Origin of the sequence: Halobacillus karajensis (assembly GCF_900108515.1) — a bacterium.
In the GTDB taxonomy this organism is placed as follows: Bacteria; Bacillota; Bacilli; order Bacillales; family Halobacillaceae; genus Halobacillus; species Halobacillus karajensis.
Genome location: NZ_FNWW01000020.1, coordinates 1 through 25,907, shown reverse-complemented (window position 1 = coordinate 25,907; position 25,907 = coordinate 1). Strand labels below are relative to the sequence as shown.

21 protein-coding genes and 7 pseudogenes are annotated in these 25,907 nt (G+C 38.4%); 16 read left to right on the top strand and 12 right to left on the bottom strand.

Going from position 1 to position 25,907, the window contains the following annotated elements; genetic code table 11:
* Nucleotides 1-43 precede the first annotated feature (43 nt).
* On the bottom strand, nt 44-973 hold the full coding sequence (locus tag BLW54_RS20095) for an SDR family oxidoreductase (protein WP_074736535.1): 930 nt from the start codon (nt 971-973) through the stop codon (nt 44-46).
* Nucleotides 974-1,687: 714 nt separating this feature from the next.
* Here BLW54_RS20095 and BLW54_RS20090 point away from each other — a divergent pair.
* A pseudogene (locus tag BLW54_RS20090) lies at nt 1,688-2,877 on the top strand (IS256 family transposase).
* A 270-nt stretch (nt 2,878-3,147) separates the two neighbouring features.
* On the opposite strand, the pseudogene BLW54_RS21095 reads toward BLW54_RS20090, so the two are convergent.
* Both BLW54_RS21095 and BLW54_RS20080 read right to left on the bottom strand, forming a co-directional pair.
* Nucleotides 3,148-3,640: pseudogene (locus BLW54_RS21095) on the bottom strand (hypothetical protein).
* A 102-nt stretch (nt 3,641-3,742) separates the two neighbouring features.
* The gene (locus tag BLW54_RS20080) at nt 3,743-4,759 is read right to left on the bottom strand and encodes a DUF3231 family protein (protein ID WP_074736534.1); all 1,017 of its coding nucleotides are present in this window, start codon (nt 4,757-4,759) and stop codon (nt 3,743-3,745) included.
* Nucleotides 4,760-5,678: 919 nt separating this feature from the next.
* On the opposite strand from BLW54_RS20080, the gene BLW54_RS20070 reads away from it, so the two are divergent.
* Together BLW54_RS20070 and BLW54_RS21415 are read left to right on the top strand one after the other, a co-directional pair.
* Complete coding sequence (locus BLW54_RS20070; protein ID WP_074736532.1) at nt 5,679-6,701, top strand: DUF3231 family protein; 1,023 nt, start codon at nt 5,679-5,681, stop codon at nt 6,699-6,701.
* Between the two features lie 456 nt (nt 6,702-7,157).
* A pseudogene (locus tag BLW54_RS21415) lies at nt 7,158-7,978 on the top strand (IS110 family transposase); the annotation flags it as partial.
* Nucleotides 7,979-8,271: 293 nt separating this feature from the next.
* Here BLW54_RS21415 and BLW54_RS21375 read toward each other — a convergent pair.
* The gene (locus tag BLW54_RS21375) at nt 8,272-8,508 is read right to left on the bottom strand and encodes a DUF418 domain-containing protein (RefSeq protein WP_439330207.1); all 237 of its coding nucleotides are present in this window, start codon (nt 8,506-8,508) and stop codon (nt 8,272-8,274) included.
* A gap of 291 nt (nt 8,509-8,799) precedes the next feature.
* Between BLW54_RS21375 and BLW54_RS20050 the strand changes: the two genes are divergently transcribed.
* From BLW54_RS20050 to BLW54_RS20040, 4 genes and pseudogenes are all read left to right on the top strand, one after another.
* Nucleotides 8,800-9,636, top strand: a complete 837-nt coding sequence (locus tag BLW54_RS20050; protein WP_074736525.1) for a manganese catalase — start codon at nt 8,800-8,802, stop codon at nt 9,634-9,636.
* Between the two features lie 1,603 nt (nt 9,637-11,239).
* Nucleotides 11,240-11,593: pseudogene (locus BLW54_RS20560) on the top strand (efflux RND transporter permease subunit); the annotation flags it as partial.
* 112 nt (nt 11,594-11,705) lie between these two features.
* A pseudogene (locus tag BLW54_RS21075) lies at nt 11,706-11,789 on the top strand (hypothetical protein); the annotation flags it as partial.
* A gap of 70 nt (nt 11,790-11,859) precedes the next feature.
* A pseudogene (locus BLW54_RS20040) lies at nt 11,860-12,413 on the top strand (spore coat protein).
* 523 nt (nt 12,414-12,936) lie between these two features.
* Here the strand turns inward: BLW54_RS20040 and BLW54_RS20035 are convergent.
* The 5 genes from BLW54_RS20035 to BLW54_RS21370 form a co-directional block, all read right to left on the bottom strand.
* Nucleotides 12,937-13,044 carry a YjcZ family sporulation protein gene (locus tag BLW54_RS20035; RefSeq protein ID WP_074736521.1) on the bottom strand — a complete coding sequence of 36 codons (108 nt, stop codon included), beginning with the start codon at nt 13,042-13,044 and terminating at the stop codon, nt 12,937-12,939.
* Nucleotides 13,045-14,414: 1,370 nt separating this feature from the next.
* On the bottom strand, nt 14,415-14,579 hold the full coding sequence (locus BLW54_RS20850; protein ID WP_167358847.1) for a hypothetical protein: 165 nt from the start codon (nt 14,577-14,579) through the stop codon (nt 14,415-14,417).
* Between the two features lie 322 nt (nt 14,580-14,901).
* Nucleotides 14,902-15,201 carry a cytochrome P450 gene (locus BLW54_RS21255; protein ID WP_341853325.1) on the bottom strand — a complete coding sequence of 100 codons (300 nt, stop codon included), beginning with the start codon at nt 15,199-15,201 and terminating at the stop codon, nt 14,902-14,904.
* 11 nt (nt 15,202-15,212) lie between these two features.
* A complete protein-coding gene (locus BLW54_RS20025) occupies nt 15,213-16,157 on the bottom strand; it encodes a cytochrome P450 family protein (protein WP_341853324.1) in 945 nt (314 codons plus the stop codon).
* A gap of 340 nt (nt 16,158-16,497) precedes the next feature.
* On the bottom strand, nt 16,498-16,920 hold the full coding sequence (locus BLW54_RS21370; protein ID WP_083391587.1) for a DUF3231 family protein: 423 nt from the start codon (nt 16,918-16,920) through the stop codon (nt 16,498-16,500).
* A 22-nt stretch (nt 16,921-16,942) separates the two neighbouring features.
* Between BLW54_RS21370 and BLW54_RS21365 the strand changes: the two genes are divergently transcribed.
* Nucleotides 16,943-17,068, top strand: coding sequence for a DUF1657 domain-containing protein (locus tag BLW54_RS21365; protein WP_167358846.1), 126 nt, complete (start codon nt 16,943-16,945; stop codon nt 17,066-17,068).
* 221 nt (nt 17,069-17,289) lie between these two features.
* Here the strand turns inward: BLW54_RS21365 and BLW54_RS20010 are convergent, their stop codons facing one another.
* On the bottom strand, nt 17,290-17,796 hold the full coding sequence (locus BLW54_RS20010) for a spore coat protein (RefSeq protein ID WP_074736515.1): 507 nt from the start codon (nt 17,794-17,796) through the stop codon (nt 17,290-17,292).
* 494 nt (nt 17,797-18,290) lie between these two features.
* Here BLW54_RS20010 and BLW54_RS20000 point away from each other — a divergent pair.
* The 8 genes and pseudogenes from BLW54_RS20000 to BLW54_RS20880 all read left to right on the top strand — a co-directional run bounded on the left by BLW54_RS20000 (nt 18,291) and on the right by BLW54_RS20880 (nt 24,977).
* Nucleotides 18,291-19,369, top strand: a protein-coding gene (locus BLW54_RS20000) for an IS3 family transposase (protein ID WP_139254232.1) whose coding sequence is annotated in 2 segments (ribosomal slippage) — nt 18,291-18,492 and nt 18,492-19,369 — 1,080 coding nt in all. Because the reading frame shifts where the segments join, the coding sequence is not laid out codon by codon here.
* Nucleotides 19,370-19,678: 309 nt separating this feature from the next.
* Nucleotides 19,679-20,083, top strand: a complete 405-nt coding sequence (locus BLW54_RS21360; RefSeq protein ID WP_083391585.1) for a DUF2512 family protein — start codon at nt 19,679-19,681, stop codon at nt 20,081-20,083.
* Nucleotides 20,084-20,155: 72 nt separating this feature from the next.
* On the top strand, nt 20,156-20,299 hold the full coding sequence (locus tag BLW54_RS20845; protein WP_167358845.1) for a hypothetical protein: 144 nt from the start codon (nt 20,156-20,158) through the stop codon (nt 20,297-20,299).
* 385 nt (nt 20,300-20,684) lie between these two features.
* The gene (locus BLW54_RS19990) at nt 20,685-22,010 is read left to right on the top strand and encodes an FAD-dependent oxidoreductase (RefSeq protein WP_074736507.1); all 1,326 of its coding nucleotides are present in this window, start codon (nt 20,685-20,687) and stop codon (nt 22,008-22,010) included.
* A gap of 431 nt (nt 22,011-22,441) precedes the next feature.
* Nucleotides 22,442-23,089: pseudogene (locus tag BLW54_RS19985) on the top strand (manganese catalase family protein); the annotation flags it as partial.
* Between the two features lie 241 nt (nt 23,090-23,330).
* Complete coding sequence (locus BLW54_RS19980; protein WP_074736505.1) at nt 23,331-23,519, top strand: YjzC family protein; 189 nt, start codon at nt 23,331-23,333, stop codon at nt 23,517-23,519.
* Between the two features lie 125 nt (nt 23,520-23,644).
* Nucleotides 23,645-24,058 carry a CBS domain-containing protein gene (locus BLW54_RS19975; RefSeq protein ID WP_074736503.1) on the top strand — a complete coding sequence of 138 codons (414 nt, stop codon included), beginning with the start codon at nt 23,645-23,647 and terminating at the stop codon, nt 24,056-24,058.
* Nucleotides 24,059-24,236: 178 nt separating this feature from the next.
* Nucleotides 24,237-24,977 carry a YqjF family protein gene (locus BLW54_RS20880; RefSeq protein ID WP_244153559.1) on the top strand — a complete coding sequence of 247 codons (741 nt, stop codon included), beginning with the start codon at nt 24,237-24,239 and terminating at the stop codon, nt 24,975-24,977.
* A 110-nt stretch (nt 24,978-25,087) separates the two neighbouring features.
* Here BLW54_RS20880 and BLW54_RS19965 read toward each other — a convergent pair whose 3' ends face one another.
* Both BLW54_RS19965 and BLW54_RS19960 read right to left on the bottom strand, forming a co-directional pair.
* Nucleotides 25,088-25,471: a DUF2512 family protein gene (locus BLW54_RS19965; protein ID WP_074736499.1), complete on the bottom strand. Its 384-nt coding sequence runs from the start codon at nt 25,469-25,471 to the stop codon at nt 25,088-25,090.
* Between the two features lie 193 nt (nt 25,472-25,664).
* Nucleotides 25,665-25,907: KGG domain-containing protein (locus tag BLW54_RS19960; protein ID WP_167358844.1), on the bottom strand; the 243-nt coding region annotated here is incomplete at its 5' end.

The following is a 25,907-nucleotide window of genomic DNA, read 5'->3' as shown; positions in this document are numbered from 1 at the left end:
TTCGCTTGAGCTTTATTTCACTTGAAGTTTTAACTAAAATTAATTAGGATGACGTCCATTCCCCTCCGTTAACATGAAGTGTTTGACCAGTTACAAAACGCGAATCGTCTGAAGCAAGATAAACATAAGTAGGGGCAAGTTCAAATGGCTGACCTTGACGCTGCATTGGGTTTTCAACAAGCGTAACCTGGTCCGCAGAGAAACTTGCTGGTATGAGGGGTGTCCATACCCTTCCAGGAGCAACCGCGTTTACTCGGATACCTTTGTCTACAAGATTATTTGCCAATGCACGGGTGAAACCAACAATAGCTCCTTTAGTCGCTGTATAATCAATCAATTGTTTGTTCCCTATATACGTCACAACAGAAGTTGTATTTATTATCGAACTACCTACATTTAGATACGGAAGTGCTGCTCGAGTTGTGTAGAAATGTGAGTAGATGTTTACCTTGAAGGTATCATCAAATTGCTCATCGGTGATATCTAGTAAGCTTAATTGCTGAAGCTGAATCCCAACATGGTTACAAAGCACATTCAGTTGTCCGTAAGACTGAATCGTTTCTTCTACAATGTTAACGCACTGCTGTTTTTCTCTTAAGTCACCTGGCAATAATAAACAACGTTGACCAATCTCTTCAATTCTTTTCTTTGTTCGGTTCGCATCCTCGTGTTCGTCTAAATAAGAAATGGCAACATCAGCCCCTTCTTTAGCAAATGTGATGGCGACTGCTGCACCAATTCCACTGTCACCACCAGTAATAAGTGCGACCTTTCCTACCAGTTTTCCGCTTCCCTCATAATTGGGATTTTCAATAATAGGTCTTGGAACCATCAGCTTTTCTACACCCGGCTGGCGAAGCTGACGTTGTTCTGGCACAGTAATTGGAATGTCTTCATAACGTGTGATTTTCCCGTAGTTTGGATACATTGGATAACCTTGTTCATCAGTGTTTTTTTGATATTTTTGAGTCATGGTAGTCCTCCCCGAATGTCCATTCTTCGGTACTTTATGTGGTATGGGCTAATCAAGTGCATGGTCAAAGGCAATTTGCCTAGGTGTATTAATACTATCGCTGTACGGGCTCAATACTTAGAAAGGTTGAATAAGGTGAAGGAAAAAGAAAAACTCTAGGGAGGTTATCATTTTGTATTATTATAATCCAGAAGTAAAGTTTTTGTTGATGGATCATTTCGATGAAAAAATTGAAATGTTATACGATTTCAATCCCCATACTTGGCAAATGCCTAAAATCGGACCTAGACCGCCATATTATTGTAATCCACGGTATGGTCAGTATTATCCTGTTATCTAGTTGTATTTTAGTTTAAATCGCTGTCATGCAATTAAAGGCGAACCCATTTTTCAAGGGACTGCCCTTTTTAAGAATCTTTACTTCTTACCTTCCGCCCGTATCGAACAGTCTTTAAAGGAATGCCCCTTATTCGGAAGATTCGATAATGAGATATAGTACCTTTCTAATCTGACATTATTAATATGCCAAGCTTACATTATCTTCGATCTAAGCAACTAATTTAATTTCACAATATTAAATTGTATATAAATCCTATTTTTGTAAAATGATGACGTACAATAGTTTGTGTAAAAAAATACTTGAACACAAAAAAAGAGGTAGGGTATCCTCACAGTTAACGACCAAATCAACTCGTGAAAGGAGATGCCCTACCTATCTCTTCAAGTATAGGACAAAACAATCTCGAAAATCAATTAGATGAAATGGTACGATCTTTCGTCCAGGAAAAGCTCGAAACCATCATGAAAGAAGAAATGAACCAGTATTTTGAGGAAGATCCGGAACTAAAAAACTACAAGAATGGCAGCTATAAACGGCACTTGGACACCAAGTATGGACGGATCGAGAACCTTCAGGTTCCGAGAGACCGGGAGAATGCATTCCAGACGGAAGTGTTTCAACCGTATCAGCGATACGAACAGTGGCTCGGGGAAACGATCATCACGATGTATCAAAAAGGGATGAGTACACGGGAAACCGGGAGATTTCTCGAACGCATTCTCGGGCATGCTTATACGCCTTCCACGATCAGTAATATCACAGATATTGTAATGGATGACATTCGCACTTGGCAGGAACGATCGCTGGAGAAGCGTTATTCTGTTCTTTACCTTGATGGCACGTATCTAAAGCTGCGTCGGGTGATGTTGCGAATGAGGTGGTCTACGTCGTTATTGGAGTCACCGAAGACGGCTATCGGGAGATTCTTGGGTTCTATGTAGGTGGTAAGGAATGCTCGACCGGTTGGAAAGAGGTCCTTCGGGACATCCATACGCGCGGATGCGAAGAAGTCCTTCTCGGAGTGTTCGACGGTCTGCCCGGCTTGGAAGAAGCGATGAAAGAAGTCTATCCCAGAGCCGATGTCCAGCGATGTATCATACATAAAGTCCGTAACACCTTGAATCAGGTGCGGAAAAAAGATCAATCTGCCGTAGCTGAAGACGTCAAGTCAATCTACCAGTCGAACTCTACCGACGAAGCGCACAAGCAGTTGGAAGCTTTTCGTGAGAAATGGGACAAGAAATATCCCAAAATCGCCAAGTCATGGAGAGAGGATTTCTCTGCCCTGACAGCATTCATGGCTTATCCCTCTTCGATCCGGCCCATGATTTATACTACCAATATTATTGAACGCACCATGAAGGAATTTAAGAAACGTTTGAAAACCATGAACAGTCTTCCTTCCGAGCAGGCCGTAGAGAAGGTGATTTACCTGGTTTCCGACGAATGCAACACGAAATGGGCGACCCGTAAGCTTCGGGGCTTCAAAGAAGCAGCCCCCACGCTTCAACAGATGTTTGAAGAACGTTATGGATCCCCTACAGAAACACAGGTGGAAGAATAACCTTCCTCCACCGGAGGATACCTTATCGCTTTACACAAACTTATTGACGGTACCTAAAAACCCCTATGTAATCGTTTTTCCAACTTTACGATATAAGTATGAGATTAAATAAGATATCAGTATTATTTAAGAAAATCCAGTCAATATCCAGTCGGAAGTAACACCTCAAACCAGTAATGATCCCAACCCTTGCCATTTAATTTACAACTTATCAAAAAGATCTCCAAGCGATTACAACACTGTTATTTAACAAGTCCTTGAGTACAATAACTATTTACTGTAATCGTCCCTATAACTACTTTTCCGATCTAATTTTATTAGAAAAGATCTGAAAAATAAACCTATGCCAATACCCGGGATCAAAAATAGGATGGGTAACCATACAGGACCAAGCAATATACCTGATACTTGAAAAATTGGAGACATTATTAGCCCAATTGTAACGAAATAAGCTGCCCCTATGAATGGAAGAAAAGCTAAGATAGGCTCCTTACCTTGCGCATCTTTATAAGCATCCCAAACTGCAAAACAATATAGACAAGGATAAAACATTAACCACGAATAATCTGCCTGTTTAATGGCCAGATCAATATTCCCATGGAAACTAGAAACGATGATCTGATTGAAATTGGCCTGAACATTAATAACGATTTCTAAGATGATAAAAAAGAACCCTTTTACGTATTTTTGGTTTAGTACCTTGTCCAAAACCAGGAAAAGCAATGCTCCATAAGAGTGTCTCTAACTTATCGTTTTTACTCATATTCATTGACATTTCCCTATCTACATTTTAATGATTTTCTCGTTCCGCTAGAGTAGGCGGTTTTTCCATCCATTTTTCATCATTATGTTAGCACCATTATCTCTACTTTTTTTCACCTTCAGATAATGCCGTTCTATCTTCCATTTGTGGAGGTTCCTCTGCCCAACCGTACTTAATCATTAAATCTCCTCCATCAGTGGCAAAGTCATAAACATTTTTTGCCACCTTCGCCATTTTTAAAGGCAAATCTTTTCGTAGGCTGAACGAGGTACCTAGTGCATTGCTTCCTAAACCAAAGCTGGTTAAAATAGAAGTATTGTACATCATTAGCTTATCCGAAAAAGGGGATATTTTTGAATCCGTAATTTGCCCCCCAGACGTAGTGGGTACCACAATGTCACTATCTAATAATATTTTACTGAAAGTGTTAATAATTTCTTTAGAAATATTTTTCCCGCGAATAAAATAGTCTTTAACTTCCCTTTCTTGTGCTACTTGGGAAAATCCAGTCATTAACTTCATTCCAGTAACATTTGCTTCAATCCCCTGGTAAAGATAAGCAACTTCGACTGTATTTAAGGTTCTTCGATTACCCATGGTTTTAAACCCCGACCTATAGTCTTTCTCTTTCGCAAATGCAACTTGATTAGGTGGTGTAACAGCAGGAGATTTAGGGAGCACACCTTTTTCCAATAAATATTGGCTTGTTTTTATATATGTTTCTTCAGCAAACGCCGTGAAGCTTTTATACATTTCCAAAATGTCTTTTCGATAGGTCATTGTCATATGGAGGGCATGGAGAGCTGAAGCAATTTTAGCCATCATTCGCAAATAGAAAATATGATAAATATCATCAAATAATGGAATGGCTTCATGATTCACATCATTTTCTGTGAAGCCAACCGGAATGGCAACACTGTCCAGTTCTAAAATTTGTGTTATTTCCCCAACACATTTCTTCTCTTCCTCATGAAAGGTGCGTAACAATTCTATTGCACCGGGGTCCTTACTTTTTGACAAAAAATACTCCGTAACTTGTACCATCATTGTCTTTTTCTGATAAGCGATCCAAAGCGTTGCCAGTTCGGATGACGCTATCGGTTTACGAGCAGTATCCATTTAAGCACTCCTTTACCATCTTTGACTAACTAAATATAATATAGTAGTATGATTCCTCCTTATCACGGGAAGTATTCAACACTCTGTAGAGCAAGTCTAAAAAAGTTCCTCCTATAAATAGTCTCATTCAACCAGGTGGTATTAACTTATTTGGAATGGATTTTCAGCCCCAAACTAGACAACTTTGTTATGGTGCTTGTTCTTGCCCTCAATTTTTCAGCAAGATTTCTCCCTTCTGAAATATGGTCAGCATGTAGATTAGATGGGTATCTCCAGTCAAATCCCCGTCATAAATATATCTTTCAGAAAATTATACCCAAAAAAGAAGGTAGTCATAATAAACCTGTATTATTAATTCACCATCAAGAGTAGTACCGAAAGAGTATCAATACCTCTCAGCTTTGGAAATATTTAATAATTTAATATTCCTTACACTATAAAAACTTCTCATGAACACTCAGAGTGCTCAGAAAATTTTTTATGTTGCTCCACCATCCATTTAATCAGGGCGTCTTCCTTATCAGTCAATTTTCTATTTAATTTTTGTTCTAACTCTTTTACAAGGTTTATGTATAGTTCTTAATGCAATTTATATCCCCACCTTTTATGATTAATTGTCTTTATCAAAGTTACACAAACCATTGAAATTTCCAATGATCTTTTACTTCTTTGACAGAATATCGGTTTTCCTATAAATATTGCAAAACTTGAAGCATGCTACAGCCATACTTATTGAAAAGCACCCCTGCATTTTTACCTTTTTTCGACTCTTCCATTCCTTCGACATTAGCTTCTACTGTTATGCGCTCTCAGTTATGAAATTCGAATCTAAGATAACCTACCTTTTGTCTTAATAATATAGCCTTTTTTGCAAAGAATATATTTAGCTAAAATTTTTATCCATTGGAGGCTGCCCTTTATGACACAAAATCATACTAAGCTAACTTCTTCCGAATTAAGTTCTATCTGGACTTCTTATATGAATGATACTATGTCTGTTTGTATATTAAGCCATTTTTTAAAATATGCGGAAGATGAAGAGATTCGATCTGTAGTACAGTTCTCTTATGATCTTTCATCGACCCATATAGAGAAATTAACAGATACCTTCCATAATGAAGGTTTACCTATCCCTACTGGATTTACGGAAGAACATGATTTAAATCTAAATGCTCCTAAACTATATACAGACATGTTTATGCTTACCTATATCAATCATATGGCTAAGGTAGGATTACTTGCTTATAGCAGCTTTATAGCGATGAGTGCTCGAAAAGATATAAGGGATTATTTTATGGAAGGACTACAAGAAACATCTGATTTATACGACAATAGTTCAAACGTACTTCTCTCAAAAGGTTTATTTGTTCGATCACCTTATGTTGCCTATCCAACAAAAACGGATTTTGTAGAATCAAAAAAATATTTCAATGGGTATGCTCTGCTCGGCAACCAAAGGCCATTGAATACAGTTGAGTTATCACATTTGTTTATGAATATTCAAACCAACTTGATAGGTAATAAACTAGCGCTTAGTTTTGCTCAAACATCCCCTAATGAAGAGGTTCAAAAATGGTTGTTACGTGGAGCTGACATTTCAAAAAAACATGTTAATATATTTGCGAAATTGCTTATAGATAATGACATCCAAGCTCCTGCTTCATCGGATGTTAGTATTACAGACTCCACTAAACCACCATTTTCAGACAAGCTTATCCTCTTTCACATGGGAGTATTAAGTGGGGCTGGGGTAGGTAACTATTCAACCGCGGCAGCAGCAAGTCAAAGAAATGACCTTATGGTAAATTATGAACGACTATCCGTGGAAATTGCTCGATATGCGAAAGATGGCGGTGACATCATGGTACGTAACGGATGGCTTGAAGAGCCGCCTGGAACGATGGATAAACATATGCTATCTAAAAAAAAGAATACGAAATAATTATTTTCACGATATAACTACTTCTATTGTTTAAACACCCTTAGTGCTTTATTAAAGGTTACCTATCAGAGCGATTAGTGACCCTCAAACCAAATTTTTCTATATAATATGAACAATACTTCCGTTAAACTTCCCGATTATCGAAAAAATAAAGAGCTGGAAATCACCTTATTGGTATTCAGCTATCGCCCCCTCGTATATTATTAACCAGATTATTTCTGGTTTTAAATCCATCATACCTTTAGCTGAAGGTATAATGGGGTTAAATCAGATTGAGGTTGTCTCTCTGCCCCCTTGAAGCATCGTCTTCGTGCTATAGACTGACACCTCTTTCTTTATAGAACTATTCATATGAGCTGGATGGTACATAGTTGCCGTATATCTAACGAAGTTGAATATCTATAAAGGTAAGAGGTCTCCTTTCATCTGATTAATATTATGTGGGTGGTATCGTTTATGATTTATCTTGGTATTGATATCGGAAAACGTCATCATGAAGCTGGATTAATCAATGAAAGTGGGAACCCTATTGGGAAAACCATTCGTTTCGTTAATTCCATAAAGGGTAGTGAAAAGCTTCTGACATTCTTAAACCAACACCAGGTGACACCTGAAAATTGTGCTTGTGGGATGGAAGCCAAGGGTCACTATTGGTTATCTCTCTTTTCTTTCCTTCATCAACTTGGATACAAAGTGACTTCTTTCAATCCTATGCAATCAGATGCACTCCGTAATTTTTATATTCGAAAAACCAAAACAGATATTAAAGATGCATACTTAATTGCTCAAGTGATTCGCATTGACTCTCCAGAAGCGACTCCATCAAGAAGACCTCCTTCAACTTAGACACCTCGAGAGGCTGCGTTATGCATTGGTAGACCAAAGTTCAGACGTTAAGCGTAAAATCATTGCTTTACTAGATCAGGTTTTCCCTGAATATGAACAAGTGTTTTCTGATGTATAACTTTACACTACCCGAAGACCTTTCAGACATTGCTACAAACAAACTAGCCGATGTCCTTTATCGTGTCAGTAAAGGACGGTACGGTATTACAAGAGCTCGTTGTAAAGCTGAACAATTGAAAGAAAGTGCCCAAAGTACCTTCGGTATTTCCATAGGTAAAGAGGCATTTAAAATGCAAATCCATCTTCTCCTGGAACAAATAGCTCTATTTGAAAAACAATTGGCTCACCGACAACAGCATTATTTAACAACCATAACAGGTGTAAATGATGTCACGGCGGCAGTCATCTTAGGTGAAGTTGGTTCCATTGATCCTGGTTACTTGACATTTTATAGCTGGTCTTTCCTTGAAGACTTGAATTCGAAATAAAGCTAATCAAGCTACAGTATCTCCCGAATGTCTTTCCATCCATTAATAACTTCATTATCTATATCTGCTTCTTTCTTGTTCCAAAACTTTTTCCCTTTAATTTTAACCCATTAAAACCCTACAAATGACCTTCTTCTCTTTAAATATGCAGATGGGTCCCTGTTTGTTTAAATTGTAGAAGTATTCATAGAAAATAACATTTTATAATTAATCCAGTATTTACTTATACTTGTTTTTTATAAGTCAAATAACGCATGTATTTTTCTAACGGCCCCTCTATTTGACGAGTTCATGAAGTATGCAACTGATAAAGTAACGCTCCACATAACGATGCCGAGTGATACGGAAGTTGTGACAGTTAAAAATGCCCCTAAATTGAACGCGATTGGAGATAGTAGTATAACAATCAAAATTTCATGTATAACAAAAAAAATTAACGAAAGTTTTCCCATTGCTGTGATTGCTTTTACGATTACACCGTGATATTTAATGCCTAATCCGATACACTTTTAGGTTTAAAAAGAGGGTTAAGACACCAATAAGGGAGAAGAGAAGAAAATAAACAAAAAGGGATATCCTTCAATATCAGCAATGAATCCAGCAAGCGTTGTTACTTATTAATTAGCTTTTTCTCTAATTGCTACAAGAAGTTGAACAGTTTCATATTATTAGGTTCCATAGAAAAGATCTGATTTTTATCTTTCACTCTCATCAAAGCCTTTTTTTTGTCATAAGTTAGAAATGAATATTAAAGGAGGTATTTGATGTTTTTCCATGTTAAAGAACTACAATATGAAGCCAAAGTGTCACAACCTGATCCAATTTTTGCAAAGCAACTACAGGAAGTACTCGGTGGACAATGGGGAGAAATTTCCGTAATGATGCAGTATTTATTTCAAGGGATGAATGTACGGGGAGGGAATAAAAGGTATCGTGATTTATTAATGGATATTGGCACGGAGGAAATTGCTCATGTAGAAATTCTCGCAACGTTAATTGCTCGTCTTCTAGATAATACTTCTCTTGAACAACAAGAAAGTGCCTATAATTCAGATCCAGCTATTGCTGCTATTATGGGTGGGATGAACCCACAGCATGCAATTGTTTCTGGGTTGGGCGCCATGCCTTCCGATAGCGTAGGAAACCGGTGGACAGCAGATTATATTATTTCCAGTGGAAATTTATTAGCAGATTTCCGTGCCAACCTGAATGCTGAATCCCAAGGAAGACTCCAAGTTGCTAGGTTATATGAATTAACAGATGATCCTTGCGTAAAAGATACATTAAGCTTTTTATTAGCACGTGACACGGCTCACCAAAACCAGTGGATCCAAGCGATAAGAGAGCTGGAGGAAAAATCAGGGGATGTGGTTGTTCCAACTACCTTCCCAAGATCTAAAGAAAAGCAAGAGGTAGCTTATGACTTCTACAACACTTCTAGAGGGCAGGCAGATGCTAATGGCCCATGGGCGCAAGGAATAGCCCCGGATGGTCGCGGACAATTTAGATATGTAGCTAATCCTTTTCCTTATGGAACATCAGCTAAACTTTTACCGGCCCCAGGTGATGTTTATGATACGCCTCCTTCAAAAAAATACTAAAAAACAGGAAGAATATAGGATTGATTCTTCTTATTTTGCTATCCCAGAAGGAATTAAAGAATAATATGCTAATATTCGGATTTAACTATTTTTGCCTTCCAGCCTAGGTAGGTCCATCCTCTTAGCGAGGTAACCCCCGCATGTGAGTTTCTATTTTTTCTCCTTTCCCTATAGAGTTACTTTGAACATTAGAAAGTTATGCTATGTTTCCACTTTTGCAAAGTCCCTATATTTTTGGTTTTACTTAATATAAATTCTATCAACTATTTTTTACGATTAAAATTTTTCTATTAATTCATCCAATTTATGGAATATATGCTATTCAAAAAATGATTCAATAAAAGTATAATGTGCCATCTTTTTTTCACTAATACAGTAAAGGGATAAGTTTGATTTGGCCTTTAGTGCCCATAATATACTGAATTTTGAATAACTGACCCTTTTCCTTTTGAGAGATAAATACCCTTTTTTGATTGATGAAAAAGTATATCAAGCGGAAACTTTTAAATCTAGTCTAACAGGTACAATCCTCTGGCTCATATTTAAGAATAAAGAAAAAGCCTCTCAAAAGTTTATTAACTCTTGAGAGGCTTTTAGATTTATCTATCTCTCAATTATCTAATATGAGGCATTACAGTTTGTCTGATGCTCCTAATAAGGAGTATGACCTGGAGAATAAAGTGCTTTTACTGACGTTTCTAGTATTTTCATAGTTGAGAGGTATTGATATTCTTTCGGAACTACTCTGGATGGTGAATTAATATCCCAGGTATTACACCCTCCTTCTTTTATGAAATGGGTATAAGTTTCTGAAAGATATATTTATGACTGGGATTTGACTGGAGATACCCACCTACTGACAATATTACAGAAGGAAGAAATCTTGCTGAAAATTGAGGGCAACGTATTATCTCCTCCTGAAAATGCGGATGACGTAACTTTGGATTATACAGAAATCAATGATAAAGACGAAATTCAGGTTGGTTAAAGTTCCCTACAATTTAATAGGTAATAAACTCTCAGGAACACTCAGAGTGCTCAGACAATTTTTTATGCTCCTCCACCATCCATTTAATCAGAGTGTCTTCCTTATCAAATTTTCTATTTAAGTTTTGTTCTAACTCTTTTACAAGTTTTATGTATAGTTCTGGATGCAATTTATATCCCCTACCTTTTATGATTAATTGTCTTTATCAAAAGTTACACAAACCCTTGAAATTTACAATGATCTTTTACTTCTTTGACAGAATATCCGTTTTCCTATAAATATTGCATAACTTGAAAGAAAAAGCCTGAAGAAATGGAAAATTTGACTATCGGGGAAACTTCGAATGGAGATCCTCTATCCCTTAAAGAGGTGGTCTCTATTCAGGTTGCAGATCAAAAAGCAGAAGATCTAATCTTTTATAAAGACCAACCCGATCTTTTTATCCCTCCTTTTTCATATTAAAGAATTGAGATCTAAAAGATGGTACAATTCGACTCTTAATCTTTTCTAAGCGCTCCATATAAACGTTCTTTGGAATTATAAAATCACGTGACAACTGGTCAACAATTTCTGGGTTAGCAATGTTATATTCACTAATCATATGCCTTTAAAAAAATTGTTTGGATATTCATCATTGGATTACTGATTTTTACAGGGATATTTACGTATTTACAACTAGCTAAGAGAGATATTCCGGAAATCAATGTAAATGTAGCTTCCATATCAACAGCGTTTCCGGGGGCTACTCCTCAAGAAGTGGAACGTACAATCATTAACCTCATGGAAGAAGAATTATTGAAAACAGGCGGTATTGAGGACATAACTTCCGCCTCAGCAACTGGATTCAGTACAGTTATAGCTACGCTTGAAGATGGGGATAGTGAAACAACGAAAGCGCAAATCCGCCAAAAGGTTGAAGAAGTATCAAGATCATTTCCAGAAGAAGTTAAAAGTCCAGAAATTAATACAGATATGAAATCCCCTGCGGTATGGGATAATCATTTGTATATGACTTCCATAGCCTGGATACCAAAAGTTAAGGCCAACTCAGAAATCACCCGTAAGTGGACTAAAATTAGCAGGGGATTATACGAAGCAGCCGTATTTTTCAACCATGGAAGGGTCTACCTATTCAGGGATTAAATCTGCAAGACTGATAAGATAGGAGTTAATTTTCTACAGTTGTACATAATAAGATATGTGCCTTTTAATTATGGAATAAAGGAGGAAATTAAATGAAGTTAGCTTCACATGAACTACATGATTTAACAGAATTGGCGATGGGGTCTATAACACAATCGGGTGTATGGCAGGATTCATTCAACAGGCTCAGGACCCAGAGTTAAAAGAAATACTCACTCGCCAGTTTCCTTTCCATGTAGCCGATTACAATTTAAAGGTTGAATTTTTACAAAGTCAAACAACTCCAGATATTAGTAAATTTCAGCCTGACCAACAAGTACAAAAACTTTCCGACTTTACTACAGCACCAGTTGCCCCTGAAACTGGCCAACCTAGAACACAGGTACAAACACATAATGATAGGGAAATCGCTACAGCTTATTTGTTAAATCAAAAAGGTTCAGCAAAGAATTATGGAGCCGCAGCCGTGGAGTGTGCTAACCCTGATTTGCGCTCTTTCCTAGAAAATGTCTTTCTAAATAGCAATCGTCATGCATATGAAATGTGGCAGTATATGGTACAAAAAGGTTATTATCCTTTAATGCCTGCCCCGCAAGAAAGTGCCCAAACCATGGCTGGACTTCTCAACCCTGTTCCGTTGCAATAATACGGATATAAAGCCCGTCTTCCTACAAAGGAAAGTCGGGCTTTTTTGCAGGTATTGTATCCACGAAATGGAAAACTCCAAATTAACGGCATATATTATTATTTATTTTTTAGGTGAAATACTCCAATTTTGCTTTAGGAAAATAGTGGTCAATATATCCTCCAAGTGGACCGCCAACTAAACAACCTTGAATAAATTTATACCTTGATATTACAGGGTTTAATTTTGTATGCACAGGGTGTAGCCTATCTAAATATTTACGGTATCTTTCATAGGCAGCTCTAAGGGGACTTTTGTGCAGTATTTCTTACATAAAGGGAATTAACTTCGTTTTATTAGCTAAAATAGGATTACTTTTATGATTATTACCATATATTTCATGGTTACCACCCCTGTTATTAGGGGAAAAGAAGGATGCGATTGATCCCAGATACAGAGGACGGGGCGGTATCCGTCTCATCTGTACCTTTGGGAGAGTATTGGGGAGAGATAATACAGTAAGTGCTGTTATTCGGAAGTATTATTAGTAACCTCCCCCGAATCCACCAACGAAGCCACCAGCTCCAACGATGATTAATAGGATGAAGAGGACAACAATCAGAGCAAAGCCTCCTCCGTAACCGTAACTCATAGCTTAACCCCCTTTTATCAGTAGATAGTTTATCCTATGTACTAACTGAAGGGGTAGGAAAGGCACACTTCGGACTAATAAAAATTAAGCAAGTAACCATAACTCCATATAAAAGGGTTAGCAACACACAGTTCAGTCGGTACGGTTGTATTAATTAACTCGTTGCTAACCCCATCGGTAGTATGGACAAAAGGGTATTTTTTAAACAGCAAAGGAAAAGCCAGAGATGGTCGCTCGACTTCTTCTTAACTTCCATCTAGCTTCCTTAACTGCTTAAATGTTCCATACCTCACCACAGTCCTGCAGCATGGTATTGATGCCACGACAGGGTTTTTGTGGATTCCAATGCACTGCTATGGCACTTCTAAAAGGCTTTTCAAAAAGAAAAGGTCGTGCGGTCTATTAGAAAGCACAGGGGGGACTCATTCCAACCGGTGAGTATCTAAACCACTTCATCTGCTTACATGCCATGAGTGTGAAATACTGCAACTGCGGGCGAACTGAAATAGTAACCGTGAGTGGCTGAGTGGCTTTAAACCAGTGCGGCTAAAAACCATGTCACTAGGATTTAACTTATTAATTGTTTAGTTAATTTAATAATTTTATAAAAAGTCTTCTCTCTTGTTGCTAAAGGTAAATTTTCATCCTGGAATTGGGAAATTAATTCGCGAATTTCATCAGTAATGCATAAATCATCTGATTTTCTACTAGGTTCATCTTTCCTCGGAAAATAAATAAAATTATATCGCATCAAGAAACCTCCAAGCTGATAATTTTGTTTTAGACTAAATTATTACCCTTTTTAAAAATACTAAAACACAAAAACAACTACCCTCCCCAGACAAATAGTATCGTCGGAGAGGCTAGTTGTTTGCTACAATAATATTAGTTCACGGGCATATCAAAAAAAATGCTTGAATCCTTAAGAAAGAATAGCTAACCCCCCTAACTCCTTCCTATTTCATGTAACCCCATTCAATACTTCAACTTAACATCATACGGATACAACGCCACATAAATACCCTTAAATACGTGGAGTAGGCTATAAGCTATGGCAGCACTTTTCACGCATTATACATCAGAGATCAACAGATAGGTAAATCGGTACGTGGCCGGGCTATCTTTGCCTCAGCCCCTTTCCTCATTATTTCCTCTCTTATTCTTTCTCAACTTCCTGTTCTTTCTCATCATTAAGACGGTTAGAAAAGGCCTGTGCCACAGCGTAATGATCTACATATGAGTTCAAATAAAATCATATCATTATCCATGCTTGAAATGCTATTTCTCTACGGTATTAATTACTTGCCATGCCGTAAACCACTTTAAAAGTAAGGGAAGCCTTATTGAAGCTGGCTATTAGACGACTGCTGCTATTGTTGACTATTTTGTTGTCCCTGGCCACTCATCCCTGCAACTAGTGGCGCAAATCGTTGTACGATTTGTCCCATACCTTGTCCCCTAGTCATGCTATAGTAAGCAGATGTGCCGATACCGGCTGATGCTAGTAACGGCAACCAATTCCTTTGTCCTTGCATATTTATCACCACCTATATGAGCTGTAAGGCTTTTTTAATATTTGTTATGTCCTAGGAGATTAAGTTAGTAAATCGTTACCATTCAGGAAGGGACAGCTAGGGGCTGATTCTGATCTTCCTGCTTATATGTTCGAAATAATCACTTATCCCTCTCCTCAAAATGCAAGTCGGAAAAAATGATTAAAAAGGGCTTTGACAAGTAATAAGTAGCAAATGCCCTTCCACCGTACGTAATAAAAAATGACCATCAAATCAATGTGGAATTTGAGGTCATTTTTATATCTTTTTACAACATTCATTAATCAGATAAGGTTGGAGTCCCTTATATTTTTCTAACCTGATTGATCACAAAGCGACTTTTTGGAAGAGTTGGCATTCTTACCATGCTTATACTTAAGTCCTGATCAGGTACCTGGTAATCAATACGCTTGGCCAAAAATTCTAGACTTTGTTCCATCACTTGAATGGTTACCCATTCGCCAGCACAGCGGTGCCCCATATCATAACCACCACCGCCCTGTGGGATAAAACCAAATGGATTGTCCTTCCAATCCTTGAATCGCTCAGGGCAAAACTGCTCGGGGTTATCCCATAGATCTGGGTGATGGTTGGTCCCGTAAATATCAAGTAATACTAAAATCCCCTTCTGAAAATCGTGTGAATTCCATGTAAAGTTTTTCTAACCCTGGCACCTACAAATGGTCCAAATGGATAATAACGGCGGGTTTCTTGAACAAACATTTTGCTGTAATCTTTCTTGGCTGATTGTAGTTTAACCCGGCATATAGGATGTTCAAGCATAGCCAATGCACCAAAGGTTACATATCTAGCAATCGCTACGATTGGCCTCAAAATATTGATCAGCTCCACGGCTGCCATCTTTGTGCTTAACAACTGGTTGTTTAAATCCTTATGCCAGGCTATCGCATACAATGGTGTATCATTGGGTGGGTGCAACTCCCCGTTACGGACCTGCCTAATCATGTTTCTAATCCAACTTTCCGTTCTAATACGAGCCTGTCTCCCTTGCCAAAACCTTGGTCCCACGGCACCAAAGGCATCGACCATCGCCCCCAGGTCATTGGTCCTCAGCTTCAATTCACGGGCCCATAGCTTAACACCAGCCCACTGACATGCGACTCTCAACATAATTTCACGGGCCTCATCCATAAGCACAACCTGATCCATTTTCCCCCATTTATCAATCGCCACATTCCATTGCTGAATCGTAAAATCATTTAACTTCTCTAAACGATCCGGCGTCATCAGGGACATGAATAACTCCTTACGGTGCTTATGAGCCGGACCATCCATAGTTTGAACGCCATTCTTGCCGAACAACGTCTTTTGTACCCTCTTCGGAGCAGCCCCTTTTCGTTTAAAGCGCTCATTATCATAAAACACCTCAGCTGCTTCTTTACCGCTCATACAGATCACCTTCTGACCCATTAACCGCGTTTCGAAAATATCAGAATCATAACGCCGACACCTATTCGGAATAAACTGATATCCCTCTGATAGCAAAGTGAGAGTATGATCCACTCCCTTTTCACGTGGTATATAACTGTTAGCTTCCATACGTTAAAGTCTCTCCTTTTGACAGCATTCATACAAGGTAGCATACCCCGAATAAAGCTGATTAAGTCAAAAGGTTCGAAGCATTAGACTTGATCTGGAACAAGTGCTGACCTGTGAATAAACAGTATGATAGGAACAATTATTCCCACAATAATGAGGGTGATATAGAGGATTCAATTCACGAACGAGGAGTGGCAGGCAAGGGCTCAAGTTATGATTTCTGGGGCTTTATCCATTACCTGAATTAAAGTTCTTTACTTGTCAAGCTGAAAAGCCGCATTCTTCACCATTGGAAAATGATCCCTATTCATATTCATAACAATTTTTATTGGCTATTTTTTTAACCATAGGCAATAGGGCTTCTCCCATTAAACGCGTAAAGTGTACTCCAATATCTTTTCTCATCACACTTGATAATGCAGCTCCGAGCTGAAGTTTCTGACATTAATGCTGCATGTTTAAAATGCATTAGCCTGTAAGAAAAAGGAAAAATGGTTGTCTCCAGGACTTCATTTTCCCATGTAGGAAGTTTCGGTAAATGGTTTTTAGAGAGAATTGATTGCAATATGTCAAGATGTTTTTGGTAAATTTCGACCCCCCTCTCGAAGTGTTCTTTCAATTGTTTCGACTTAGTGACCTGCGCAGTCCCTTTAATAAATTCCTTATGGACCTCTTTGGCACGATAATTATATACAATTTGACCTATTTCCTGGGCATTTATAGGTCTTCCGTCTGCAAACCACCAGCAATAAACTTTTGCGATTCAACTTTTTCGATACTATACGGTGTTGCAATATTTAGAGAATTTTGCGTTACAAACAAATGATCATGAAGCTAAGAAATTGTATGGTAAACAAGCCGAATCCCTTAAAAATTTAATAAATGATCTGGATCACTATTTAAAGGAATGACTGAAATTCCCCCTGTAACTTGAACGAGGGAACTAAAAGTGGTTAAATTTAACAAACGAATGGTAGTCCACTCAGATTGACGTCGTGTAAGCAGGGGCCTTGGACCGTATAGCGGACTATGCGGAAGATATTATGTGGACTTGGACTTTATGCAATCCTTTAGTTATTTTATTATGAAAAGAGAATCCATACCGGATCCCCTGTAATATATGGATAAAATATTAGTATGAATAAGAAAGTGCTTGCTTAGCCAAATCCTGATCATTCTCTAATAACTCAGTAAGATTATATGAAGGGTAATATCCTCTTTGATACATAAATGAATAAACATCTGCATGCATTTGGATAGTCCTGTTTAAATGTTGTTGCAACACGTTCCTTAATGAAGGTGTTGCCGTTTCACTTATAGCAATAGCGTAATTCCTGATTCCTGTCTTGAAAAGGGCTAGTAAATCCCCAGAATAAAACGCTGTTTGGTCGACTCTTACCTGGTCTTCTTGTTTGCGAGTAGGCATTAAAGGATAAAATTTCAAGAGGTCTCGAAGGTTCGTACTTAACCCATTTATAGCATTTGAGTATAAAACTTTTAGAGCAGGGTCATTGACTTCTGAATACGCCATTTTAATTTTCATTAGTCCAACGGATTGAAAAGCAACCAACTCGTGAATCTCAAGCGTCTCATGCCATGCAAGGTGCTGTGGGGATTTATTTGCATTATTATGTTCCATCTATATTCCTCCCAATAAAATTATCCTTATACCTTATTCAATAGCTAGGCATATGAACGTTGTCTATAATGATTTGGGCAGATAACCAGCTGACATAGCTTAGGATATACACCTATTCCTTCTTGAGGCATAAGGTATTATTAAATGTACCTTATACAAGGATAGCATTGAATACCTTTAACATTGGGAGTGAGGAAATTAGGATACTCCCCATTACATGTAATAAAACTTCCATATCCACATTCCAGGTGCATGGAGAGAATAGCCTATTCCTAGATAACCTTTTGTAAAAAAATTTTCAAATAAAATATTAAATACTTGGTAGTGCAAGAAAACATTAGCTATCCCCTTCTAAAAAAAGAGATTTGGATAGGCTATACTTGATTGGACAGTTTCGTTAAGGTCCGGTACACTTTACTAAATATTTCAGTCGAGGAGAGCGGACCAAGACCAAAAGAAACCGTCGTACGTTTACGGAAGAATTTAAGAAACAGATTGTGCAACTTTATGAGAATGGTAAATCTAGAAAAGAGATTATCAAAGAGTATGAATTGACGTCCTCTTCTTTTGACCGATGGATCAGTCAGTATCGGCAATCCGGTTCATTTAAAGAAGAAGATAATCGCACACCTGAACAAAAAGAACTCATCCAGTTACGTAAAGAGAACCAGCGACTAAACATGGAAAACGACATTTTAAAGCAAGCAGCGCTGATCATGGGACGAAAGTAAGTGTGATTCAGAACAACCTTCACAAATACTCGGTATCAGCAATGTGTGCCGTCCTCCAACTTCCTAAAAGTACTTTTTACTATGAAGCAAAAGAAAAAGACACATCTCGAGAAGAAGAACTCACCACCCTGATTGTCGAAATCTTTCATGAAAGTCGGCAGAACTATGGTACTCGAAAAATCAAACACGAGCTAAATAAGAAAGGCTTTCAAGTCTCTCGTCGTAGGATTGGTAGAATCATGGAAGAACAGGGACTTGTCTCTAAATACACCGTGGCTCAATTTAAGCCGGTGAAAAGTACTTGTAATGAGTCGGAACAGGGGAACACGTTGAATCGTCAATTCTCTCAAGACCAGGCTCGTAAAGTTGTGGTGAGCGACCTGACCTATGTACGAGTCCGTTCGAAATGGCATTATATTTGTACGATTCTCGATCTGTATAACCGTGAAATTATCGGTTACAGTTCTGGTCCTCAAAAAGATGCCCGTTTGGTTCAGAAAGCTTTTGCCTCTATCAATGGAAATTTACGTGATTTAGAACTTTTCCATACCGATCGTGGAAGTGAGTTTAAGAATCAAGCCATTGAAGAGTTACTAGAAACCTTTAACATTGACCGGTCTTTAAGTATGAAAGGCTGCCCTTATGACAACGCGGTCGCTGAAGCTACATATAAAGTGATTAAGACAGAGTTTGTTTATGGAGAAACTTTCGCAACCCAAGAACAATTAGACCTGGCTTTATTTGACTATGTCCACTGGTACAACCATATCCGTATTCACGGAAGTTTAGGCTACTCGAGCCCTATTGAGTTTAAAAAGAAACACCTTAACAAAGTTGTCTAGTTCTGTGTTGACAATCCAATTGATAAGGCAATTCTAAGTAATAACTCCTAAACCCCCATTAAATCCTTTCCCCTTCTAAAATATTTTCTTTCTTTATTTGTCAGGCTGACTCCTTTTATTCACCTACCTTCCTAGAACCTATGGAAAAGCCTATTCTTAGAGTAATCTTTGGACGTACCCCAAATGGGGGGCCTCACCTTCCCTTTAATGGGATTATGGAAGGTGCAGATTAAATGCAGGAATAACGGACAATATAAGGGAGAATATTAAAAGGAAGAAAGGGGGAAAATTTATGAGATATATTAAAGCATTAGGAGGTTTATACGGATCTCCTTAACCGATATTCTAATCACAAGTATTTTACTAACGGGTGCTGGGTTTATTGTCGGTGACTTGTTTATATTAGCTAAATTCGGTAATGGTGCAGCCACGATTACTGAATTTGGCCTTGTGTCGGCAGGAATTTGGATATCGGGCTCATATTTGTTTGACCCACCCATTTCATTTGGAACTGCCTCATTGATTACAGCTCTTGTGATTATTGTGATTATTGTGATTACCATGGGAGAGATATTTTTTCACCGGTATATGGAGAAACAGATTTTACATGGTCATGTCCCTTCCACCAAACATAGAAAGGTCTCCTCTCCAAAGAGAAACCTACAGACAATTTGGATCAGATATAGAGATCAAACCAGCTGCCAAAAAGGCTAAAAAGAAACCCGATGAAAGAGGGAAAAATGATTCTGGGACTGAATAGTAAACACAAAATCAGGAGGTGTAGATATGGGAAACCAAAAAGATAAGATAAAATATGATGCTAAGGGAAATGTTCTTCCTGAGACATCCCCAAGGGAGAAGGAGCCCAAGGCAAAACTCGACTCGAAACGGGGAATTTTAGATGAAAAAAACCCAGATGATTTTGAATAAAATGCCTGGATTAAGTGAGGAATTTAGGAGTGTATCCTAAATTCCTATCACTAGACTTATTGGCTTCTTTAAAATTACCTAACCATTCAAACTTAGTTGATACAGTGAAGACTACTAGGTTTGGGAAGTATTTGACCTCAGTGGTTTTCTTATCTGGAGCAACCTAAGTTCACGAAAGGCGGTATTTTTTGTGCCTGATATACCTTGGAATGTATTTTGCCCGATAGGAAAGTTAATGAAGACGGGTGTAGGTGGGTGTAAACAAGTGGTCATCGAGTATCCTTAGCCTTCATACTAGTAAGGAATATCACATTATTATAACTTAATGAATACTGCGCATAGTATAGATCTGGATGAAATCAAGCAGAATACAGGAGGAAATAATGTGGAACAGTATGATGCAATCGTGGTCGGTGGAGGGCTAGCAGGCCTTTCTAGTGGTGTTCAGCTAACATCTAAAGGGAAAAGAGTCCTGCTTTTAGAAGCAGAAAGTGTGGTCGGAGGGCGAACCTCTTCCTATGACTTTGATGGGATGAAGGTGGAGTCGGGTTTTCACCGATACATAGGTTATTATTCGCACCTGCCCCTTTTACTTAGGAAAGTAGGAGTCAAACCATCCGACATTCTTACCTGGGAAGACAAAATTCATGTCAGAATGGATGATGAAAAGCCATTGGTGCTAGGTCTTGCTCCGGTATATGGAATGATAAAAACGATCAAAGGGTTTATTGGCAATCAATCCTACTTGACTGCTAAGGATAAGTTGTCTCTGATCCCTTTCTTTATGAAGGGAATCATGGATTTTCTAACCAAACCAAAACAATTAGACTCATTCAACATTAAGGAATACGCCTTTAAACATGGTGTAACTCGAGATGCATTTCATCAATTAATTGTCCCTTTGAGTTCAGGGATTTACTTTTTACCTCCGGATCGCTATTCTGCTTACGTGTTTTTTGGACTTTTTGCTCCTGGAATACCGAAGTTCTATAAAATGAGGGTTGGTGCTTTCCTCGGTGGGATGACTGAAGTTATGTGTGACCCTATGGCAGAGTGGATTGGAAAAAATGGTGGGAAGATCATGGTCAATTCTACGGTTGAGTCCCTCATTTATGAGGATAGTCAGATTAAAGGGGTTCGGTTAAGTAACGGTGAAAGCTTTTATTCCAACCACACTATCTTAGCCACCACCTTACATTCTTCTAAACAATTATTAGAGGCGCATTTTTGCAACGAAAAATGGTATAAACCGATGGCGAGACTTCCGTTAATGCCAGCTGTGTGCCTACAGATCGAGTTAAGTAAGCCAGCCTTCCCGGTTGATATTACAACATTTGCCCCTTTTACGTGTATGGCCAGTTTTGCTGAGCAATCAAGAACCACGTTCCAACAATCAAACGGCAGATTGTCCATTATCCTTACTCCCCCCGAGAAGTTTCTAGGGATGGAACCGAAGGAAACATTAGAGTTGGTTCTGAAGGATGCTAAGAAAATCGGTTTGGATCTCGAGGATAAAATCATCGATTATCGACAAATCAATCATGTGTATGACTTCCATAGTCTTGAGCCAGGACATCAACAGTTAAGGCCGACTCAGAATACTCCCGTAAACGGATTAATCCTAGCAGGTGACTATACCAAACAGCCTTACTTTTCAAACATGGAAGGTGCTGCCTATTCAGGGATAAAAGCTGCAAGGCTTGTAAAATAAAGCCATTTAATAACCAACCTACGGTTATCGTAAATAATCAGAAAAGTCCATGCAATGCCAAACAATTGTAACTATATGTATTAAGATCAATTTTCTGATTCATTCGGTGCCATTTTCACAGGTACTTAAAGCCAGTCAAACATAAAAACCGGGCTCTATGCCGGAGACTGTTTTTTTGGTAGGTCATTCTTTTTTCCTTAAGTTTTTCATCAAGGTGCATAAACAGCCCTCCCAACCTTTTACATCAGTATAGGTATTCATCTATCCGCACTTGGTATAGGTAATAAGCCTAACCTACAGAGAGTTTTTAGAAGCCAAGCATTAGACTTACATTATCATCAATACGCTCCATTCGGGTGAGGGACATATTGAGACAAGCCCTGGGCTTGAACTTCGAACCAAAGTACTGGAGGGGTTTGGCCCTGAACTTGAAAACAAATCTCTTTTACTCAGGGGCAGAGGAATTGGGTCATGTAGAAATGATTGCTACCATGATCGCAAGACTATTAGATGATGCTCCTATTAACGAACAGGAAAAGGCAGCCGAGGACCCTGTAATTGGCTCCATAATGGGAAGAATGAACCCTCATCACGCCATTATATCAGGAATTGGCGCTATGCCAGAGAACAGTACAGGTGTTCCTTGGAATGCTGGCTATATCGTAGCAAGTGGCAATATGCTGGCGGATTTTCGGGCGAACTTAAATGCCGAGTCACAAGGAAGGCTGCAAGTAGCTCGATTATACGAAATTACAGATGACCCGGGAGTGAAGGATATGCTTTCCTTCCTTCTAGCTCGTGATACGATGCACCAAAACCAATGGATTGCTGCCATTAAGGAATTGGAAGAAAAACGGGGAACCACAGTACCGTCTACAGTCCCATCTGATTGGGAAGCAACTGACTTTTCTTATAGTCTTATGAACTTCTCTGAAGGAGAGGAAAGCAAAAAAGGAAGCTGGGCTTCTGGAAAGACTCCAGATGGGAACGGTGAATTTGATTATGTGAAACACGGAGGCAAACAGGAGCTCAAGCCTGCTCCTTCCTATGTACACGGAACACCTCCCCTAGATGAATAAAAGATAAAAAGAGACTGACTCCCCATTAGAGTCAGTCTCTTTTTTATGTGGATATTGATATGGGTAATCAGGTTTTATGGTTATTCATTATTAAAACTCTTCCCGTAATATAGTTCAATTTTATTTACAACTAGTAAATTCACCACTAAGAACGTTTAGTCACTCGTGTGCTGGGAACAAGTGAGTAGAAAAGAGAACAGCTTCATTTCTTTTCTAAAATTTATATCGGAGGTGGAGTAAGATGGCTAATAACAATCAAACGTATAAAACAGGTGAAAAAGCACCGGAAAGTGGTAAGTACAAAGTACAGAGTTTAGTCAACGGTGGTTCTTCTAATCAAGATGACACGGAAGTCAAGGTAGAGGAAGGAGAACAGTTTCCCCCTTCTCCATCAAGTAACGATGCTGCACACTGGGTAAAAGTCTCATAACTATATATTTAAAAAGGATAGGTACCTGGAGGAAGAAAGGAGTTCTTTCACCCAGGTGCTTTTTAAACAGTTTTAAGGAAATAGACCATGGATAAAACTTTAATGATAGAAAGGGTGCAATAGGGATGACTTTATTGAAAGAATATATGACCACGAACGTTGAAAGTAGTAAGACTTCCGATGATTTGAAAACGTTAGCAGAGAAGATGGAAAAAGATGATGTAGGATTTCTTCCGGTTGTTGAAAACGATAAATATGCCGGAGTCGTAACGGATCGAGATATTGTAGTAAAAGGGTTAGCTAAGGGCACGGGAAAGGCAGAGGACATTATGACAGAAAACGTAGTCACAGGGTCTCCTGACATGGAAGTAGAGGAAGCCGCAAAACTAATGCAGGATCACCAGATCAAGCGCCTATTAGTAGTAGATGATGATGCCGTAAATGGTGTCGTCACGCTAGGAGATTTAGGAGTTGAAAATGCTGATCAAGTAGCCGGTAATATTATAAGTGAGGTATCTAAAGGAAAAGGGAACAATTAATTCTCCCTGGATATTCACTTTTTTGGAGGGTCACAAAATTATTTCTTGTGACCCTTTTATTTAACAAAGACAGGAAAACCTCATTTCAAAAAAGAAAGTAAAGGCAATAATTAATCAGGCCACTGAAAAGGCCTATAGATAAGCCATAATAATCTATGCTCGGTCAAGGAGAGAGGATATGTATAAAGATATAATAAAGAGCACCCAACACCGAGAATATTCCTTACCTGATGGTCCTTGGTTGATGACACAAAAATGGAACCATTTGTTATTCATGCACTTTCCTGTTTCCAAGGAAGTAATAAAAGACCATATTCCTAGGGATTTGGAGTTGGATACTTATGAGGGAACAGCCTGGATTACGATCATTCCATTCAAAGTAAGTGATATGCGTCTTCGCAAAATGCCTCCAGTCCCCTATCTGAATTCCTATTTAGAACTGAATGTACGGACCTATGTAAGGCGTAACGGGCTCCCCGGTATTTATTTTTTTAGTTTGGATGCTGATAAAATTCTTGCTGTTCTAGGTGCCAGATTGGCTACATTACCTTATTATTATTCAAAAATGAAAATGAAGGAAGAGAAAGAAAATACGTTTCACTATACCAGCATGCGAAAAGGGGAACCAGAAGCTATTTTTAAAGGAAGTTACGGGCCAATTTCCGAAGCTTATTTCCCGGAAAAAGGAAGTCTAGCCTACTGGCTGTTAGAAAGGTATTATTTATGGTCCTATAAAAAGGGTGCTTTATTTAGAGGGGGGATTCATCACAAACAATGGAAAATTCACGATGCAGAAGTTGCTATAGAAAACCAAAACTTGTCTTCTTTTTTACCTGATCACTTTTTCAACAAAAGACCCCTTCTGCACTACGCGTTCTCCCGGCGTGTTCTATTCTGGCCCATTAAAAAAATCAAGTAAAAAGAGCTTCGCTTATGTGGAAGCTCTTTTTTAGGCCCCTATAAAGGAATCCTTTTATAGATTTATTTTAAAAAGAAGTAGCCCTTTCAGACCTACTCTTTATAGTGGTTTTAATGACTATGTGAAGCTCTTAATCCCTTGTTGGCGCCAAGAGGTTTCTTTGAAATATAAAAATGGAAGAAGTATTCACCTACAGCCATTGCAACAGCTGAAATAGCAGCTGCCCAAGCCATTTCCCCTAGGTCCATGCCTGTTAAAACGAACCCAAGTAGCCAAACAATTAGGAACGTGACTCCCAAGTCTGCCATAGTAGCTGTCATTTTATTGGTTTTAGGTAAAATATAGAGATCCCCTAGTAGATAAGAAACAGCACCTAAAACGACAGTTAAAGTGAGCATGTTAATGAAAGAAACTTCAAACCCTAAACTCAGGATCAAATATAGGACTACAAGTGTCATAATCCCTTTAATTGAAAGCGCCTTTCCATGTTCCATGATGTCTCTCCTCCTTTGAGGTAAAAGATTTTGCTTACATCGGATATGCCTTCTTCAAATCTGCACGAGGTATTTAAGTTGACATCTGCTCTTTTAAAGCCTTTTGATGATTGTCACAAATCATTTAGGTTTAAACGTATCAAATTCTGAAGGCCTGTCTACTTTTTGGAACAGGCCTTCTTTCTATTAAAATTTATGAGCTTTTTCTATTATTATTTTGCTTACCGCCTTTTGAACCGTTTTCCTCGTAAAATTCTTCACCATGTTCTTGGGAAGTGGTTTCTCCACCTTTTTGGCCAATTTCCTGATAGAAATCCTTGTCATGCTCTTGGGATGTAGTTTCTCCGCCTTTTTGTCCGATATCTTGATAGAATTCTTTATCATGCTCTTGAGAGGTAGTCTCTCCGCCTTTTTGTCCGATATCTTGATAGAATTC

Coding starts and splice junctions, on each gene's coding strand:
- BLW54_RS19965 (WP_074736499.1), bottom strand. CDS start 25,471: ATGGAACATGGAAAGGCGCTTTCAATTAAAGGGATTATGACACTTGTA.
- BLW54_RS20080 (WP_074736534.1), bottom strand. CDS start 4,759: ATGGATACTGCTCGTAAACCGATAGCGTCATCCGAACTGGCAACGCTT.
- BLW54_RS19980 (WP_074736505.1), top strand. CDS start 23,331: ATGGCTAATAACAATCAAACGTATAAAACAGGTGAAAAAGCACCGGAA.
- BLW54_RS20880 (WP_244153559.1), top strand. CDS start 24,237: ATGTATAAAGATATAATAAAGAGCACCCAACACCGAGAATATTCCTTA.
- BLW54_RS20070 (WP_074736532.1), top strand. CDS start 5,679: ATGACACAAAATCATACTAAGCTAACTTCTTCCGAATTAAGTTCTATC.
- BLW54_RS20025 (WP_341853324.1), bottom strand. CDS start 16,157: ATGGAAGCTAACAGTTATATACCACGTGAAAAGGGAGTGGATCATACT.
- BLW54_RS20035 (WP_074736521.1), bottom strand. CDS start 13,044: ATGAGTTACGGTTACGGAGGAGGCTTTGCTCTGATTGTTGTCCTCTTC.
- BLW54_RS20095 (WP_074736535.1), bottom strand. CDS start 973: ATGACTCAAAAATATCAAAAAAACACTGATGAACAAGGTTATCCAATG.
- BLW54_RS19975 (WP_074736503.1), top strand. CDS start 23,645: ATGACTTTATTGAAAGAATATATGACCACGAACGTTGAAAGTAGTAAG.
- BLW54_RS20850 (WP_167358847.1), bottom strand. CDS start 14,579: ATGCAAGGACAAAGGAATTGGTTGCCGTTACTAGCATCAGCCGGTATC.
- BLW54_RS20845 (WP_167358845.1), top strand. CDS start 20,156: ATGGGAAACCAAAAAGATAAGATAAAATATGATGCTAAGGGAAATGTT.
- BLW54_RS20010 (WP_074736515.1), bottom strand. CDS start 17,796: ATGGAACATAATAATGCAAATAAATCCCCACAGCACCTTGCATGGCAT.
- BLW54_RS20050 (WP_074736525.1), top strand. CDS start 8,800: ATGTTTTTCCATGTTAAAGAACTACAATATGAAGCCAAAGTGTCACAA.